Source organism: Mesorhizobium sp. B2-4-17, from assembly GCF_006441275.1.
GTDB lineage: Bacteria > Pseudomonadota > Alphaproteobacteria > Rhizobiales > Rhizobiaceae > Mesorhizobium.
In genome coordinates this window covers 133145-147755 of the sequence record NZ_VFUX01000007.1, presented here as the reverse complement: position 1 = coordinate 147755, position 14611 = coordinate 133145, and the positions used below count along the sequence as shown (strand labels likewise).

Below are 14611 nucleotides of genomic sequence, written 5' to 3'. Positions count from 1 at the left end.
AGCAAACTCCATGCGAAAAAGGAGGGGCTTCGGATCCCGAACCCCCTCCTTCAGAGTTTTCACCTGAACTCAGACGGCGATCTTGCCGCCGCCCTGTTTGGTGATGACGACAACCGCCGGCCGCACCGGCATTTCGGGCTTGAAATCGGGCCAGCGTGTCGACGGATCCTCATAGTAGGAGGGGCGGCCAAAGGCTTCCCAGTCTTCGCCGCCATCGCCCGGATGCTGGACGGCAACGAAGGCGGTCTGGTCGTCGGGCGCAAACAGCGGGCCGCACATTTCGGCGCCGATCGGCACGCGGAAGAACAGTTTCGAGGTTGCGCGCGCCGCGCCTTCAGTGTCGACCGCCCACAGGCCGTCGGTGCGGCCGGTGGCCTTCGGGCCCTGGCCATCGGTGGCGACCCACAGGCGTCCGGCCGAATCGACCGCGCAATTGTCGGGCATGCCGAACCAGCCATTGGCCGTCGTCGCGGTCGAGAAGGTGGCGCCGACATCGGCGACGGAATGATCGCCGCATTTCAGCAGCACTTCCCACTTGCCCTTGGTGGCGGCGAAATCGCCGTCGCTCTCTGATATCTCGATGATGTGGCCAAAGGCGTTCGCGGCGCGCGGGTTGGCGGCATCGAGCTGGTCGGCCTTGCGCTTGGAGTTGTTGGTCAGCATGACATAGACCTTGCCGTTGACGGCATTGGGCTGGATGTCTTCCGGCCGGTCCATCTTGGTTGCGCCGAGCAGGTCGGCCGCGCGGCGCGTTTCGATCAGCACATCGGCCTGGCTGGCAAAGCCGTTTTCGGCCGTCAGCGGGCCTTGGCCGAAGACGATCGGCAGCCATTCCACCGTGCCGTCCTCGGCGAATTTGGCGACATGCAGCGTGCCGTCGTCAAGCAGGTCCTTGTTGGCCAAGCGGTCGCTGGCGTTGAAAGTTCCCTTGGTGACGAATTTGTAGACATAGTCGAAGCGCTCGTCGTCGCCGAGATAAAAGACCACGCGGCCGTCCTTGGCGACGATCGATTCGGCGCCCTCATGCTTGAAGCGGCCCATGGCGGTGCGCTTCTTCGGCGTCGAATTCGGATCGTCGACGTCGACCTCGACGACCCAGCCGAAACGGTTCGGCTCGTTCGGCTCCTTGGCGAGGTTGAAGCGGTCGTAATGCGCGCCCCACTCATAGGCGCCTTCCGGGAGGCCGAGGCGCTTGTAGTTGGCCGCTTCCTTGTGGCCCTCCGGCAGTTCGCCGGAGAAATAGCCGTGGATGTTCTCCTCGGCCATGACATAGGTGCCCCAGGGCGTGACGCCGCCGGCGCAGTTGTTGACGGTGCCGAGAACCTTCGTGCCGGATGGGTCGGCATTGGTCTTGACGCGGTCGTGGCCGGCGACCGGTCCGGACAGCGCCATTTCGGTGCTGGAAGTGATGCGGCGGTTCAGCTTGCCGTCGCGCACCACTTGCCATTTGCCCGACACCTTGCGGATCTCGACGATCGTGCCGCCATGTGCCGCCATCTCGACATCGACCTGCTCTTTGCTCAGCGGTGCGACCTCGGCTGCCTTCTTGCCGTCTTTCTCGACGATCTTGACGATGCCGGGGAACATCAGGTGCGGGTTGGTGTATTCGTGGTTGACCACCAGCAGGCCATGCTCGGCGGAGCCCTCGATCGGGATGTAGCCGACATAGTCGTTATTGTAGCCGAACTGTTTTGCCTGGGCCTCGGCAGACTGTTTGGTCGGATCGAATTCCGGCGAATCGGCGAACAGCGGGTCGCCCCAGCGCAGCAGCACGTCGGCGTCATAGCCCGGCGCGACATGGTGCTTGTCGTCGATGCCGGCCTCGAGCTCGTCGAATTTGAAGGCGGAGCCTTCGGCGGCGCGGGCGTCGTCCGCGGCGATCATGGCCAGCGGACTGACGGTGGCGGCGATCGCCGAGACCGCGAGCGACCCCTTCAGGAAACCCCGGCGCGAGAACCGCGCGGCGATAATCTCGCCCATGGTGCGGTTGTCGGTGGGGTTGATGGCCGGTCCTTCGTTTTCCTCGAGCAGGCTGGTGCGGAATCGGGCATCGGAGAAGCGCTGTTCGGTCATGCGGGCTTGCCTCTGTTGGAGTCGCTGGAGCTTGGGTGTCTGTTCGACGCCTTACAGCCGGCCGATCACATTTTCGTGACATTATGCCTGTTCTGGTGCTTGCCTGGTGCAGGGTGTTCACTCGGAATCTCGGACTTTGGTCCGAGCTTGCGCTTGCAAAGGTCCTGGAGGACAAACGCAACGGTCGGAGGCCGCTTCCGGCTACTACGTCTTTCGGCGATGTTGGCTGCAACGTTGAGGGTGGGCGCGCCGGCTCAATCGACGGAGACCAGGATGCGAAGATCGATCACGACCCGCTGTTTCCGGTTGGCGCTCGGATCGGCATCCGCGCTGGCGCTGACCATCGCTCCCTATCACATTGCCTTTCATGGCTTCGCTCCCGGCCTCGACGCTGCCAGCGCACAGGCCGGCAAGGGCGGCGGGAATGGCAACGGTGGTAACGGCGGCAATGGCGGCAATGGCAACGGCGGGAACGGCGGCAACAGTGGCAGCGGCAACAGCGGGAATGGCAACGGCAACAGCGGGAATAGCGGCAACAATTCAGGAACGGGTAGTGGTGACGACGGTAGCGGCAATCCAGGATCCGGCACCGGCCAGAACGACCAGGGCGCCAGCAGTCACGTCAATACGGCGACCGGCGACAAGGTCGACGTGGATGGCAAGAAGATCATGGTCCAGCATCCGGACGGCATAACGGAAAAGATCGAGAACGGCCGTTTCAGGATGGAGGATGCCCTCGGTCGCACGATCATCGACCGCCGGGTTACGCCGGCCGATATCAGCCGTCTCAAGGCCTTGTGAGGCTGGCCAACAGGCAACGGTCAGTTTCGCATGTCACCTCCGCCGCCCCCGGCGGAGGTGACCTCTTTTTTTGACCGGCCTCGCTCGGTTTCCCGTATCGCGATCGCTATGGGCGGTTCCTGTCGCGGTCGCGAAACTCGCGCATCATGAGGGCCGCTTCCGTGCGGTTTCGCACGTTGAGTTTCGACAGCACCCCGGTCATGTGGTGTTTGACTGTCTTTTCCTGCAGATCCAGCCGCAAGGCAACTTCCTTGTTGCTGAGCCCCTCGGCCACCAGCCGCAGGATTTCCGTCTGCCTCCCGGTGAGTTGCCGCAGGCGGTCCGTCGTGCCGTCGGCCGGCTGCAGGGACTGGAGATCGGAAAGCAGCCGGGCCGACAGCGTCGGTGAAAGATAGCTCTCGCCGGCCGCCACATTGCGCAGGATATCGGCGAGCGCGCGCGATCCGATACCTTTGAGGACATAGCCGCGCACCCCTGCGTTCAGGGCCTTGGTCACATCGGTATTGGCCTCTGAAACGGTCAGCATGACGATCTTCTGGGCAGGATGGTCGGCGAGGATGTTTGCAACCGCCCCCAGTCCGCCGCCCGGCATGGAGATGTCGAGCAGCAATATGTCGGGCCGCACCGTCGAAGCGATGCGTTCCGCATCCTGCGCGGTCGCGCCCTCGCCGACCATTTCGAAGCCTCCGATCTCCGACAGGCTGCGCGTCACACCTTCGCGAAAAAGCGGATGATCATCGACAATGGCAATGCGAATAGCGCCAATCATGCTTGCTCCTCGACCGACAAACTGATCACCAACCGCGTGCCTTGCGGCCCGCTCAAGGTCTCGAACTGGCCGCCAATGCTCTCGACCCGTTCCCGCAGGCCGGCGAGCCCCAGCCCCTCCGCCCGCGCCGGATCGAAGCCTGGTCCGCCATCCGAAACTTCCACGAAAAGCCTGCCATTTTTCATCTCGGCACGCACCACCTGATCTTTGCCCTGTCCGTGGCGATAGGCGTTGTTCAGCCCTTCCTGCACGAAACGATAGATACTGATCTTCTCAGAGGCGCCGGGCTCGGGCAAATGTCCAGGCAATTTGAGCGTCACCGAGGTTCCCGTCCGGCGCTCGTGTTCGTTGACGGCCAGCCGCAATATATCCGTGGTAGCGGCCGTCTCTATCTGCGGCAGCACGAGGCCGGTGCAGATGCCGCGGATTTCGCGCATCGCATCCTCCAGCGTCTTGCGGATCATCGCGACCTCGGTCGAGCGGCTTTCGCCCCAGTGGCCGTCGCCGGAAAACACCGGACTGTCCATGCGCAGCGCCGCTAGGGCCACGAGCTGGGCCGGACCGTCATGGAGGTCGGCGCCGATCCGGCGCAGATATCTTTCGTTGAGCGCGGTCGCGCGGCGCGACGCCCGCTGCACGCGGTGGCGCAAGGCGCTGTTCTGCGCCACCAGGCCTTGCAGCTCCGACACCTGGCGGCGCAGCGCCCCGCGCTGATCGTCGATGGTGCGGCTGCCGCGCAGGACGATGCCAGACAGCAGCAGGAACGCCGTCAAGGTGGTGCCGGCCACGATCAGCCAGCTCGACATCAGGGCGGAAGCCAGAGTGGCTTTGAAATCGCCCGCGACCTCGAAGAATTCGGTGACGGCCACCACGTCGCCGGACCAGGGTTCGCGCACCGGATTGTAGATCTCCAGCAGCGGTACGCCGACAGCCTGCTCCTCGCTTTCATTGCCGTCGAACGTGTCGAGTTGGGCGGTGACGCTGCCTTGGAATGCGGAACGCAGATTGTCGCTCAGATCGAAGCGGCGGCCGATCAAGGCCGCGTTCTTCGCATAGAGCACGGTGCCGTCGCGCCGCCACAGCCTGAACGACACAAGGCGTTTGCCGAGCGCGCCCTGGCCAAGGGTCTCGTCGAGCGCCTGCTTGACGGACTCGCTCAGCTCCTCGCTCTTGCGCAGGTCCGGCAGCAGTGGCGCGATCACGCTGTCGACATAAAGTGCGGTCGTGGCGGCCGAATTGCGGATGACGCCGTCCCTGATTTGCATCGTCACCCAGAAGCCCACCACCAGCATGATGGCCAAAAGGCCAAAGCCGCCGGCAACGAGGAATTGCACGGCAAGGGAAAGCTCGCTCCAGCGCCGCGCCAAGTTCTGAAGAATACGAATCATCGGCTCCTGGCCACCCCCTCTTTCAACAGGCCGGGCGGTGGCTGCACATTGAGCTTCAGCCTTGCCCTTGCCAAGACCTTCGTTCGAACGACGTCGCTTGACGTCCTGGCGCGCTTCGGAAACAAGAGCCGCGACACACATGGCGGGCACCGCTTCGAGGGGGGATGGGACGTGAGCTTTTCGGGATTGCTCCAGCTTGGCTTTTCAACGGTGATCTTCCTTTTGGCGGCAACCGCCGCCAAGCAATGGGGATTGGCGCCGAGCCTGGGCAAGATCCTGCTGACCCTGGCGCTCTATTCGCTGGGCAACCTGATCATGCTGCGGCTTATCCGCGAATTCGGCATGTCGGTGTCGTTCAGTCTGTCGGCCGTTATCCAGCTGGTCTCGGTCAACGTCGTGGCGCTGCTGTTCTTTGGCGAGCGCGTCAACGCGTTGCAGGCGACCGGCATCGTGCTGGCGGTCGCCGCCGTGGCGCTGATCACGCTCGGGCCCTATCTGCAGGGGCGATGATCAAGATGAAGACGGCGGCACCGGCCCGATGAAAGACACCGTGGGCACCCTGCTCAACCGGATCGAATTTCCGGTCCTCCTGGCTGGCCTCGTCATCGCTGGCGGGCTGTGGGGCTTCGTGGAGCTGACGGAGGTGGCGCGGGCGACCGCGCCGCACGGCTTCGACACGGAAATCCTGCTTGCTTTCCGCCAGGCGGGCCAGCCCGGCGTTCCGGTTGGTCCGCCGTGGCTGGAGGGGGCGATGCGCGACATCACAAGCCTTGGCAGCTCCAGCGTGCTGGTGCTGATCACAGCGGCGACGATTATCTATCTGCTGCTGATCCGCAGGCCGGGGACCGCACTTCTCATTTTCGTCGCCGTGGCGGGTGGCCAGGTTCTGTCGAGTCTTTTGAAGGTCGGCATCGACAGGCCTCGGCCCGAGCTCGTCTCGCATCTGGTCAGCGAAACGTCGCTTTCCTTCCCCAGTGGCCACGCCATGCTGTCGGCGGTGACCTATCTCACGCTGGGTTCGCTCGCGGCGCGTTTCCTGCATGGCCGGGCGACCAAGGTCTATGTCCTGGCACTCGCCGTGCTGACGACGGTGCTGGTCGGCGTCAGCCGCATCTATCTCGGCGTCCACTGGCCGTCGGATGTTCTGGCAGGCTGGTGCGCGGGCTTCGCCTGGGCGACGCTATGCTGGTTGGCCGCGCGGCTCCTGCAGCGGCGCAGTGTGGTCGGCGAAAGTGAGTGATCTTCACATGGTCGAACTATGCCTTCTGATGCTTGAAACATCACAATGACGGTATTATACGTTATGTCTGCAGACTCAGACATGGGTTCAGGCCGATGATCACTGCCGCGCAGATGCGCGCCGCAAGGGCGTTGGCGGGCATCGACCAGAAGACACTCGCCGAGCGCGCCGGCGTCTCGCTTCCGACCATCCAGCGCATGGAAGCGAGCGACGGCGTGGTCAGGGGCGTGGTCGATACGCTGATGAAGGTCATCCAGGCTCTCGACGAGGCCGGGGTGGAATTGATCGGCGAGAACCAGGCCAGCGAACGCGGCGGCAGGGGCGTGCGCCTCAAGCCCGCCGCGCCGCCGGATCCCAAGGCTGAGCCGGCATAAGTCGCGACGGCGACCGCCGACAGTCCTGCCGACGATCCCGCCGCCTTTCAGGTGCGGAAGGCAGTCCATGGATCAGACACGGCGGGCAGGGCATCAATCGGCCCATAAGGCGGCCCATGGGCCGGCAAAGCCGACATTTTCCGAATTGTTCACGCCGAAACTCGTGACGGTCTGGCGGGAGGGTTACCACCTGCCGCAATTCAAGGCCGACGTCATGTCCGGCCTGACGGTCGCCATCATTGCGCTGCCGCTGTCGATGGCAATCGCGATTGCATCGGGCGTGACGCCGGAGCGTGGCCTCTACACCTCCATTGTCGGCGGCTTCATCATCTCGGCATTGGGCGGCAGCCGCTTCCAGATCGGGGGGCCGGCCGGCGCCTTCATCGTGCTGGTGGCGGCCACGGTTGCCCGCGTCGGCGTTGACGGCCTGCTGCTGGCGACGATGATGGCCGGTGTGTTCCTGCTCGCCATCGGCTACCTCCGGCTCGGCACCTACATCAAGTTCATCCCCTATCCGGTCACCGTCGGCTTCACCGCCGGCATTGCCGTCATCATCTTCTCCGGCCAGATCGTCGAACTGTTCGGATTGACCTTGCCGGGCAAGGAGCCCGGACCGTTCGTGCCAAAACTGATCGCGCTTGGCGAGGCGGCCGGCACGATCAACCCCGCCGCGACCTTCGTGGCGCTGCTGACCATCGCGACCATCGCCTTGCTGAAGCGTTGGCGGCCGAAATGGCCGGCCATGCTGATCGCCATCGGGCTCGCCTCGCTCGCCGTGGCGCTGCTTGCGCTGCCTGCCGAGACGATCGGCACGCGCTATGGCGGCATCCCGCGCAGCCTGCAATGGCCTGGCCTGCCGCCGGTCGGCCTCGACAGGATGATCGACGTCCTGCCGGACGCTATCGCTTTCGCGCTGCTCGGCGCCATCGAGTCGCTGCTGTCGGCCGTCGTCGCCGACGGCATGACGGGCCGGCGGCACCGGTCGAATTGCGAGTTGGTGGCGCAGGGCTTCGCCAACATCGCCTCTGCCCTGTTCGGCGGCATCTGCGCCACCGGCACCATTGCCCGCACCGCCACCAATGTGCGCGCCGGCGCGCACGGGCCGGTCTCGGGCATGGTGCATTCGGCGATCCTGCTCGCGCTGATGCTGGTGGCGGCGCCGCTCGCCAGCTACATCCCGCTCTCGGCCCTTGCCGGTGTGCTGGCGGTGGTCTGCTGGAACATGTTCGAAAAACAGGCCTTCGCCGCGCTGCTGCGCGCGTCGCGCGGCGATGCGCTGGTGCTGATGGCGACCTTCCTCATCGTCGTCTTCCGCGACCTGACCGAAGGCATCGTCGTCGGCTTCGCGCTCGGCTCGATCCTGTTCATTGACCGCATGGCCAAGTCGGTCGCGGTCGAGGCGGATCTGGCGCAGGACGATGTCGCCGATCGCATCAACGGCGCCGGCGCCTATGATTCCAGCGAGGCGAGCGACGTCGACACCGTGGTCTACCGGATCTCGGGCGCTTTCTTCTTCGGCGCCGCCTCCACCGTCGGCAGCGTGCTCGACCGCATCGCCGACCAGCGTCGCAACTTCATCCTCGACTGTTCCGCCGTGCCGCTCTTCGATTCGACGGCGGCCAATGTCATCGAAAGTGCGGCCCACAAGGCCAGGCGCGCCGGTGTGCGCTTCATCATATCAGGTGCGTCGCCGCGGATACGGCGCATGCTGATCAACCACGGCGTCAAGCGGCCGCTGGTGACCTACGCCGCCTCGATCCGAGACGCGCGGGCACAGCTGGCTGGGAAACAAGAGGCGCGGTAGCTTTGCGTTCAGAACTGTTCGTTGGAGGGCGGCGTCGGCCCTCTCTCACCGGTTGAGCGATCTCGGACCGCTGACGAAGGGACTGCCCCTGAGATAGAATCGCAGCAGCCGGTCGGCATCCTTCGAAATGCCGATCCTGGGGCTCTCCGCGATTTCGCCGGGCTCGTGATCATCGCTTGCGAGCCATAGCGGGCCTTCCTGGCACAGGTCGAGCCCGTCGAGTGAACGATCGATACGCAATGCCGCAGCCAGTCTCCCGGGCCCGCGCGCCAGATCGCGCAACCGCTCGACACGACGGTTCAGCCGCATGATCGCGATACCTTCCAGTGGCTCGAGGGCCCGGATCAGCACGCCGGTACCGATCCCCGGCGTGTCGCTCGAGACATTCAGCATGTAGGAGACGCCATAGGCAAGATAGACATAGGCGTGCCCCCGCTCGAGGAACAGCGAGCGGTTGCGCGGGGTCATCCCCCGATAGCCGTGCCCGGCGGCATCGCCGGCGACATAGGCCTCGGTCTCGACGATGCGGCCGCTGACCCTGCCTTCCGGCAAGTCGCGCACCACCACCTTGCCGATAAGAGTGCGGGCGAGGGACACGGTATCGTTCGGCAAGTCCGCGCGGCCGATCGGCCGGTGATTGTCCCTGTGCTTCACGGTCGCCACAACCCGACGGTTGTTCGATCCGCGGATCGAAGTCCTTCCGCGGTCAAGCCCCCGCAGCAGCCAAATCCTCCGGAGACGGAGCGCTGGCAAGATCGTCGCGCGCCTTGCGGGCCAGTTTTTTCGTCGAGTGCTTGGGGCTGTCGCCGAAGAGTTCGGAGGCCTCGGCAAGACAGGTTTTCCTCAGGCTCTTTTCCGAACGCTTCAGCAGCTTGCCGAGAAGCTTTGTATCCTCCGGCGGCCCAAGCGGCTCGCCGTCGGTCTCGAGCAGCGCGCGCATGACGAACACGTCATGCAATTCGCCGAGCCGATCGCCCAGCGCATCGACGGCCTTGCGCCGCGCCTTGATCGGCGTCGGCCAAAGCCTGCCCAGCAGCGAGAGGTGCATGCCATGCGCCTTGGCCGCCTTGCGCAAGTCGTGGAAATCGTCGGCTTCGCCGCGCGAGCCGGCTTTGTCGAGCGCCTTCCTGGCCCGGCGCAACGCGGTACGGGCGCCTTCGGCAAGCACGTCGGCGGCCTGTTCCGGCTGGTCGGGCAAGGCAAGACTTTCGATCCGCTTCATGCCGTCCTCACAGGCAGCGGTCGCCGCGCCGATTGCGGCCCGAAGCCCAGCGCCCTCAAGCAGATCATGCTGGCGGGCGACCAGCCTGTCGCGCACGGCATCGAGCCCGCCATTGGCGCTTTCCTTGTGAAAATCTGCCGCCAGCCGGTCGATGGTCTCGATCAGCGCCGTCGCCTCACGGGGGCCGGCAAGCAGCGCCGCCACATTCCGGTAACAATGGTTCTCGGTCGTGCAGAATGTTTCGTTCCCGGAACGAACAAGCCGCAGCAAGGCGCGCGCGCTCTTGATCCGCTTGCGGCATTTGTGCACTCCCTGTTCCGGCCGGCTGCGCGCCGTGTCCAGATGCAGGAGTGCCTTGCCGATTTCTTCGGCAAGGATGCGCCTGACCTCAGCGGTCAACGGCAGGCGCGGATCGATGCGAAAGCTCATGCGGCGATCTCCGGAATCCCCCCGAGGGCGAGCGACGCGTTGTAAAATTTCTGCTCGCCGGTGACTTCTCGGCCGAGCCAGTCTGGCAGCATTTCGTCCGGCACGTCTTCCGGCGTCTCGAGTTCGGCCACCACAAGTCCCGCGAGCGCGCCACCAAAGACGTCGACTTCATAGAGATAGCCGCGATGCCTAACATGGTGACGTGTCTTCTCGATGACACGTCCGATGGCGAAGTCCAGCATCTCCAGCGCGTCGGCCAACGGGATCGGGTATTCGAATTCGTCCCGCTCACGCGCCGCGTGCCCGAATTTGAGCGTCAGCTTGGCGGAGGCGCCATCGCTGATGCGGATGCGGACGGTTCGTCCAGGTGCGGTGGCGAGGTAGAACTGGAGAATGCGGATATCCGCCTCGACCAGATCCCGCCACGCGGTGCTGGAGACCAGGAACTTGCGCTCGACTTCCTTGCCCATGACCGCACACTAAAGCGTCTGCCGCGGGCGATGGCAAGACGGCCACGTACACGAGTTGACTTTAATCAATCGATTGATTAAAATTCGGCATGACCAGATCGCCGATCACCGGAACTTCGCGCCGCCAGCCAGCCCCGGCGGAGTTGACGCGCGCCGCGCTTGTCCGCGCTGCGCTGAAACTGTTCGGCCGGCAGGGTTTCGACGGCACCTCGACCCGCGAGATCGCGGCGGAAGCGCAAGCCAATATTGGCTCGATCGCTTATCATTTCGGCGGCAAGGAAGGCCTTCGCACTGCCGCCGCCGACTATATCGTCGAAACCATCCAGGCGATCGCCGGCCAGGCGCTCGGCAATGGCCAGCCGGGAGCGGCAAGCGATCCGGAGGCGGCGCGCGCGCAGCTTTTCGCCGCACTGGAGCGGATGGTCGGTTTCATCGTGGCGCAGCCGCAGGCCGGCGAGATCGTGCAATTCGTGCTGCGTGAACTGTCGCATCCGACGGCTGCGCTCGACCGCATCTATGACGGCGTCTTCGAGCCGACGCATCGCCGGCTGTGCGTGATCTGGGAGCAGGCGACCGGCGAGCCGGCCGAAAGCGAACGGACCCGGCTGACCGTGTTCACGCTGATCGGCCAGGTCATCTATTTCCGCATCGGCCGCGAAGCGGTGATGCGCCGCATGGGCTGGCATGACATCGGCGCCGCCGAGGCCGCCAAGGTCGTGGCGGTCACGACGGACAACCTCAGCGCCATGCTGGCCGCCAGAAAAGGGACCGGGATGAAGGGGCAAAGACCATGAGCTTGCTGTGTTCGCTGCCGCTCGCCGCGCAGCTTTTCGGGGCCTGTGCGCCCACCGCCCCGCTGGCCGTCGGCTATGTCGAAGGCGATTATGTGCTGCTGGCGCCGATCGAGGTGGCGCAGGTCGAGGCCGTTGCCGTGAAGCGCGGCGATCGCGTCACGCCCGGCACGACGGTGGTGACGCTGGAAAGCGCCGACGCCAGGATCGCGGTGGCGCAGGCCGAGGCAAGCCTCGCGCAGGCGCAGGCACAGCTTGCCGACCTGCAGGTCGGCAAGCGGCCGGAGGAAATCGCCGCGCTCAAGGCTCAGGTCGACATGGCCAAGGCGCAGGCCGATGACGCAAAGCGAAAATACGACCGTGCCGCCGATCTGTTCAAGCGCGGCACCGGCACGCAGGCCGATTACGACACGGCTTCGGCGACGCTGGAGACCGCCAACGCCCAGGTCGGGCAGGCTGAGGCCAATCTCGCCGTCGGCGGCCTGCCGGCGCGCGCGGAGACGATCAAGGCCGCCGACAATCAGGTCAAGCAGGCGCGGGCCGCGCTGCAGCAGGCCGAGTGGCGGCTGTCGAAACGGGTGCTGGCGGCGCCATCGCCCGGCCGCGTCAACGATGTCATCCGCAATCCAGGCGACACAGCCGGGCCGACGGCGCCTGTCATCTCCATGCTGCCCGACGGCGCGGTCAAGCTCAGCGTCTATATACCGGAAACCGCCTTCGCTTCCGTCAAGGTCGGCAGCCTGCTCAGCGTTCGTTGCGACGGTTGCGGCCCGGACGTGAAGGCGCGCGTTAGCTACGTCTCGCCCGACCCCGAATTCACGCCGCCGGTGATCTATTCGCTCGAGAACCGGCAGAAGCTGGTCTATCTCGTCGAGGCGCGGCCGGAGGGCGATGCGGGTCTGCTGCAGCCCGGCCAGATCGTCGACGTCGATCTCGCGGAAACGGCGAAATGAACGTCATCGACGTTCATGGCCTGGTCAAGCGCTTCGGCGACAAGACCGTCGTCGACCATGTGACGATGTCGGTCGCCGAAGGCGAGATCGTCGGCTTCCTCGGCCCCAACGGTTCGGGCAAGACCACGACCATCCGCATCATGTGCGGCCTGCTGACGCCGGACGAGGGCGAAGGCACGGTGCTGGGGTTCAACATTCGCACCGACTCGCTCCGGATCAAGCGCGAAGTCGGCTACATGACGCAGAGATTCTCGTTCTACGAGGATCTGACGATCGGCGAGAACCTCGAATTCGTGGCGCGGCTCTACCAGTTGAAGCCGGTCGAAGAGTATGTCGCCAAGACACTTGATGAGCTTGGACTGGCCACGCGCCGCAACCAGTTGGCCGGCACCTTGTCCGGCGGCTGGAAGCAGCGGCTGGCGCTGGCCGCCTGCATCATGCACAAACCGAAGCTGCTTTTGCTCGACGAGCCGACGGCCGGCGTCGACCCGAAAGCGCGGCGCGAATTCTGGGACGAGATCCATCACCTTGCCAGCGGCGGTCTCACGGTGCTGGTCTCCACCCACTACATGGACGAGGCCGAGCGTTGCCACCGCATCAGCTACATCTCCTACGGCAAGATGCTGGCCACCGGCACCGTCGCGGACGTGGTGAAGAATGCCGGGCTGACCACGTTCGTGGTCCAGGGCCCCCGTCTCGACAAGGTGGCCGAAGCGCTGCAGGGCCGCCCCGGCGTCGACCAGGTGGCGCCGTTCGGCGCGACGCTGCATGTCGTCGGCTCCGACAAGAAGAAGCTCGAAACGGCGCTCGCCGATGTCGAGAAGCAATACAAGGGCGTGACGGTGGCGCCGGGCGAAACCAGCCTCGAGGACGTCTTCATCCAGTTCATGTCCGGCTCGAAGGACAACATGGCATGAACGACGTCTTTTCCTTCGCCAGGCTCGGCGCGCTGCTGATCAAGGAGTTCATCCAGATGCGGCGCGACCGCATCACCTTCGCCATGATGCTGGGCGTGCCGCTGATCCAGCTGGTGCTGTTCGGCTACGCCATCAACAACGATCCGAAGAGCCTGCCGGCGGCGCTGGTGGCGACCAGCAGCGATCCCTATACGCGCGCCATAGTCTCGGCGCTGCAGACCACCGGCTATTACCGCTTTGACCATGTCGCGCAAAGTGCCGAGGAGGCCGAGTTCCTGATGGCGCGGGGCGACGTCGCCTTCGTCGTCACCATTCCGGCCGATTTCGGCCGGCGGGTGGAGCGCGGCGACAAGCCGCAAATCCTGATTGAGGCCGACGCCACCGATCCGGCGGTGGCCACCGGCGCCATCTCGACGCTCGGCACCGTCGCCGGCCAGGCGCTGCTCAGAGCCCAGGGCATGCAGGAGGCCGCCGCCGAGGCCGCCAAGGGCCAGCTCGATGTCGTGGTGCACCGGCGCTACAACCCGGAAGGCATCTCGCAATACAACATCGTGCCCGGCCTGCTGGGCGTCATCCTGCAGATGACGATGGTGATGATGACCTCGATCGCGCTGACGCGCGAGACCGAGCGCGGCACGATGGAGAACCTGCTTGCGATGCCGTCCAGCCCGCTGGAAATCATGATGGGCAAGGTGCTGCCCTATCTAGCGGTCGGTGCGGTGCAGGTGCTGGTGGTGCTGGCGGCGTCGAAGCTGCTGTTTGCCATTCCCTTTGCCGGCTCGATATCGCTGCTGCTCAGCGCCGTGCTGATCTTCGTGCTGGCGCTGGTGCTGCTCGGCTACACGATCTCGACCATCGCCCGCACGCAGATGCAGGCGCTGCAGCTGACCTTCTTCTTCTTCCTGCCGTCCATCATGCTGTCAGGCTTCATGTTCCCCTATCGCGGCATGCCCGGCTGGGCGCAGATTTTCGGCGAAATCTTCCCGCTGACGCATTTCCTGCGCATCACCCGCGCGGTGATGCTGAAGGGCGCACAGCTGCCGGCGGTGGCGACCGAGATCGGCTGGCTGGTGGTGTTCGTGGCGCTGTTTGCCGGGGTGGCCCTGGTGCGCTTCAGGCGGACGCTGGACTAGGGGCGGGGGACAAGCCGCTGGGCGGGCGTGAGTGGGTCGAAACGGTACGTCGCGGTAGCCAGAACCGGATATTGATGAAGGGCACGTTCTAAGCCGGAGCAGGAATGACTGCTTTGCGCCCATTGCGGTCATTTGGTTGGCTCCAATGGTTCCCCAAAAGCAGCCATGCTTGTCAACCATCAAAATCTTCACAACATCAGAGCTTCGTATGAAAACTGACGACGCCTAAGGACGGCAATTAATTGAC

General features: G+C 64.9%; 15 protein-coding genes. 9 read left to right on the top strand and 6 right to left on the bottom strand.

Annotated features, from left to right (window positions below):
* Nucleotides 1–69: 69 nt before the first annotated feature.
* A complete protein-coding gene (locus FJ548_RS08020; RefSeq protein WP_140777589.1) occupies nucleotides 70–2073 on the bottom strand; it encodes a PhoX family phosphatase in 2004 nt (667 codons plus the stop codon).
* A gap of 273 nt (nucleotides 2074–2346) precedes the next feature.
* Here FJ548_RS08020 and FJ548_RS08015 point away from each other — a divergent pair, with 273 nt between their 5' ends.
* Nucleotides 2347–2874: a hypothetical protein gene (locus FJ548_RS08015; protein ID WP_140777588.1), complete on the top strand. Its 528-nt coding sequence runs from the start codon at nucleotides 2347–2349 to the stop codon at nucleotides 2872–2874.
* 106 nt (nucleotides 2875–2980) lie between these two features.
* Here the strand turns inward: FJ548_RS08015 and FJ548_RS08010 are convergent, their stop codons facing one another.
* Nucleotides 2981–3643, bottom strand: a complete 663-nt coding sequence (locus FJ548_RS08010) for a response regulator transcription factor (protein WP_140777587.1) — start codon at nucleotides 3641–3643, stop codon at nucleotides 2981–2983.
* On the bottom strand, nucleotides 3640–5031 hold the full coding sequence (locus FJ548_RS08005; RefSeq protein ID WP_140777586.1) for a sensor histidine kinase: 1392 nt from the start codon (nucleotides 5029–5031) through the stop codon (nucleotides 3640–3642). Before FJ548_RS08005 ends, FJ548_RS08010 begins: the two co-directional genes overlap by 4 nt.
* Before the next feature lie 171 nt (nucleotides 5032–5202).
* Between FJ548_RS08005 and FJ548_RS08000 the strand changes: the two genes are divergently transcribed.
* The 4 genes from FJ548_RS08000 to FJ548_RS07985 all read left to right on the top strand — a co-directional run bounded on the left by FJ548_RS08000 (nucleotide 5203) and on the right by FJ548_RS07985 (nucleotide 8449).
* Nucleotides 5203–5541 (top strand): hypothetical protein, encoded by a 339-nt coding sequence (locus FJ548_RS08000; protein WP_140699180.1) that lies wholly within the window; start codon nucleotides 5203–5205, stop codon nucleotides 5539–5541.
* Nucleotides 5542–5569: 28 nt separating this feature from the next.
* Nucleotides 5570–6271 (top strand): phosphatase PAP2 family protein, encoded by a 702-nt coding sequence (locus FJ548_RS07995; RefSeq protein ID WP_140610589.1) that lies wholly within the window; start codon nucleotides 5570–5572, stop codon nucleotides 6269–6271.
* Nucleotides 6272–6366: 95 nt separating this feature from the next.
* The gene (locus tag FJ548_RS07990) at nucleotides 6367–6645 is read left to right on the top strand and encodes a helix-turn-helix transcriptional regulator (RefSeq protein ID WP_140699183.1); all 279 of its coding nucleotides are present in this window, start codon (nucleotides 6367–6369) and stop codon (nucleotides 6643–6645) included.
* Nucleotides 6646–6712: 67 nt separating this feature from the next.
* A complete protein-coding gene (locus FJ548_RS07985; RefSeq protein ID WP_140777585.1) occupies nucleotides 6713–8449 on the top strand; it encodes a SulP family inorganic anion transporter in 1737 nt (578 codons plus the stop codon).
* A 45-nt stretch (nucleotides 8450–8494) separates the two neighbouring features.
* On the opposite strand, the gene FJ548_RS07980 is transcribed toward FJ548_RS07985, so the two are convergent.
* Genes FJ548_RS07980 through FJ548_RS07970 form a run of 3 tightly spaced genes read right to left on the bottom strand, consistent with a single transcriptional unit; the run spans nucleotide 8495 to nucleotide 10570 of the window.
* Nucleotides 8495–9112 carry a DNA-3-methyladenine glycosylase gene (locus FJ548_RS07980; RefSeq protein WP_181168736.1) on the bottom strand — a complete coding sequence of 206 codons (618 nt, stop codon included), beginning with the start codon at nucleotides 9110–9112 and terminating at the stop codon, nucleotides 8495–8497.
* A 43-nt stretch (nucleotides 9113–9155) separates the two neighbouring features.
* Nucleotides 9156–10100 carry a CHAD domain-containing protein gene (locus FJ548_RS07975; RefSeq protein ID WP_140610593.1) on the bottom strand — a complete coding sequence of 315 codons (945 nt, stop codon included), beginning with the start codon at nucleotides 10098–10100 and terminating at the stop codon, nucleotides 9156–9158.
* Nucleotides 10097–10570, bottom strand: a complete 474-nt coding sequence (locus tag FJ548_RS07970; RefSeq protein ID WP_140610594.1) for a CYTH domain-containing protein — start codon at nucleotides 10568–10570, stop codon at nucleotides 10097–10099. Before FJ548_RS07970 ends, FJ548_RS07975 begins: the two co-directional genes overlap by 4 nt.
* Nucleotides 10571–10659: 89 nt before the next feature.
* Here FJ548_RS07970 and FJ548_RS07965 point away from each other — a divergent pair, with 89 nt between their 5' ends.
* Genes FJ548_RS07965 through FJ548_RS07950 form a run of 4 tightly spaced genes read left to right on the top strand, consistent with a single transcriptional unit; the run spans nucleotide 10660 to nucleotide 14364 of the window.
* Entirely contained in the window at nucleotides 10660–11364 is a 705-nt protein-coding gene (locus tag FJ548_RS07965) for a CerR family C-terminal domain-containing protein (protein WP_140777583.1), read from the top strand.
* On the top strand, nucleotides 11361–12314 hold the full coding sequence (locus FJ548_RS07960; protein WP_140777582.1) for an HlyD family efflux transporter periplasmic adaptor subunit: 954 nt from the start codon (nucleotides 11361–11363) through the stop codon (nucleotides 12312–12314). Before FJ548_RS07965 ends, FJ548_RS07960 begins: the two co-directional genes overlap by 4 nt.
* Entirely contained in the window at nucleotides 12311–13231 is a 921-nt protein-coding gene (locus tag FJ548_RS07955) for an ABC transporter ATP-binding protein (protein WP_140777581.1), read from the top strand. The genes FJ548_RS07960 and FJ548_RS07955 overlap by 4 nt, the downstream gene beginning before the upstream one ends.
* Nucleotides 13228–14364 (top strand): ABC transporter permease, encoded by a 1137-nt coding sequence (locus FJ548_RS07950; protein ID WP_140610598.1) that lies wholly within the window; start codon nucleotides 13228–13230, stop codon nucleotides 14362–14364. Before FJ548_RS07955 ends, FJ548_RS07950 begins: the two co-directional genes overlap by 4 nt.
* Nucleotides 14365–14611 lie beyond the last annotated feature (247 nt).

Coding starts and splice junctions, on each gene's coding strand:
- FJ548_RS08020 (WP_140777589.1), bottom strand. CDS start 2,073: ATGACCGAACAGCGCTTCTCCGATGCCCGATTCCGCACCAGCCTGCTC.
- FJ548_RS08015 (WP_140777588.1), top strand. CDS start 2,347: ATGCGAAGATCGATCACGACCCGCTGTTTCCGGTTGGCGCTCGGATCG.
- FJ548_RS08010 (WP_140777587.1), bottom strand. CDS start 3,643: ATGATTGGCGCTATTCGCATTGCCATTGTCGATGATCATCCGCTTTTT.
- FJ548_RS08005 (WP_140777586.1), bottom strand. CDS start 5,031: ATGATTCGTATTCTTCAGAACTTGGCGCGGCGCTGGAGCGAGCTTTCC.
- FJ548_RS07995 (WP_140610589.1), top strand. CDS start 5,570: ATGAAAGACACCGTGGGCACCCTGCTCAACCGGATCGAATTTCCGGTC.
- FJ548_RS07990 (WP_140699183.1), top strand. CDS start 6,367: ATGATCACTGCCGCGCAGATGCGCGCCGCAAGGGCGTTGGCGGGCATC.
- FJ548_RS07985 (WP_140777585.1), top strand. CDS start 6,713: ATGGATCAGACACGGCGGGCAGGGCATCAATCGGCCCATAAGGCGGCC.
- FJ548_RS07975 (WP_140610593.1), bottom strand. CDS start 10,100: ATGAGCTTTCGCATCGATCCGCGCCTGCCGTTGACCGCTGAGGTCAGG.
- FJ548_RS07970 (WP_140610594.1), bottom strand. CDS start 10,570: ATGGGCAAGGAAGTCGAGCGCAAGTTCCTGGTCTCCAGCACCGCGTGG.
- FJ548_RS07965 (WP_140777583.1), top strand. CDS start 10,660: ATGACCAGATCGCCGATCACCGGAACTTCGCGCCGCCAGCCAGCCCCG.
- FJ548_RS07960 (WP_140777582.1), top strand. CDS start 11,361: ATGAGCTTGCTGTGTTCGCTGCCGCTCGCCGCGCAGCTTTTCGGGGCC.
- FJ548_RS07955 (WP_140777581.1), top strand. CDS start 12,311: ATGAACGTCATCGACGTTCATGGCCTGGTCAAGCGCTTCGGCGACAAG.
- FJ548_RS07950 (WP_140610598.1), top strand. CDS start 13,228: ATGAACGACGTCTTTTCCTTCGCCAGGCTCGGCGCGCTGCTGATCAAG.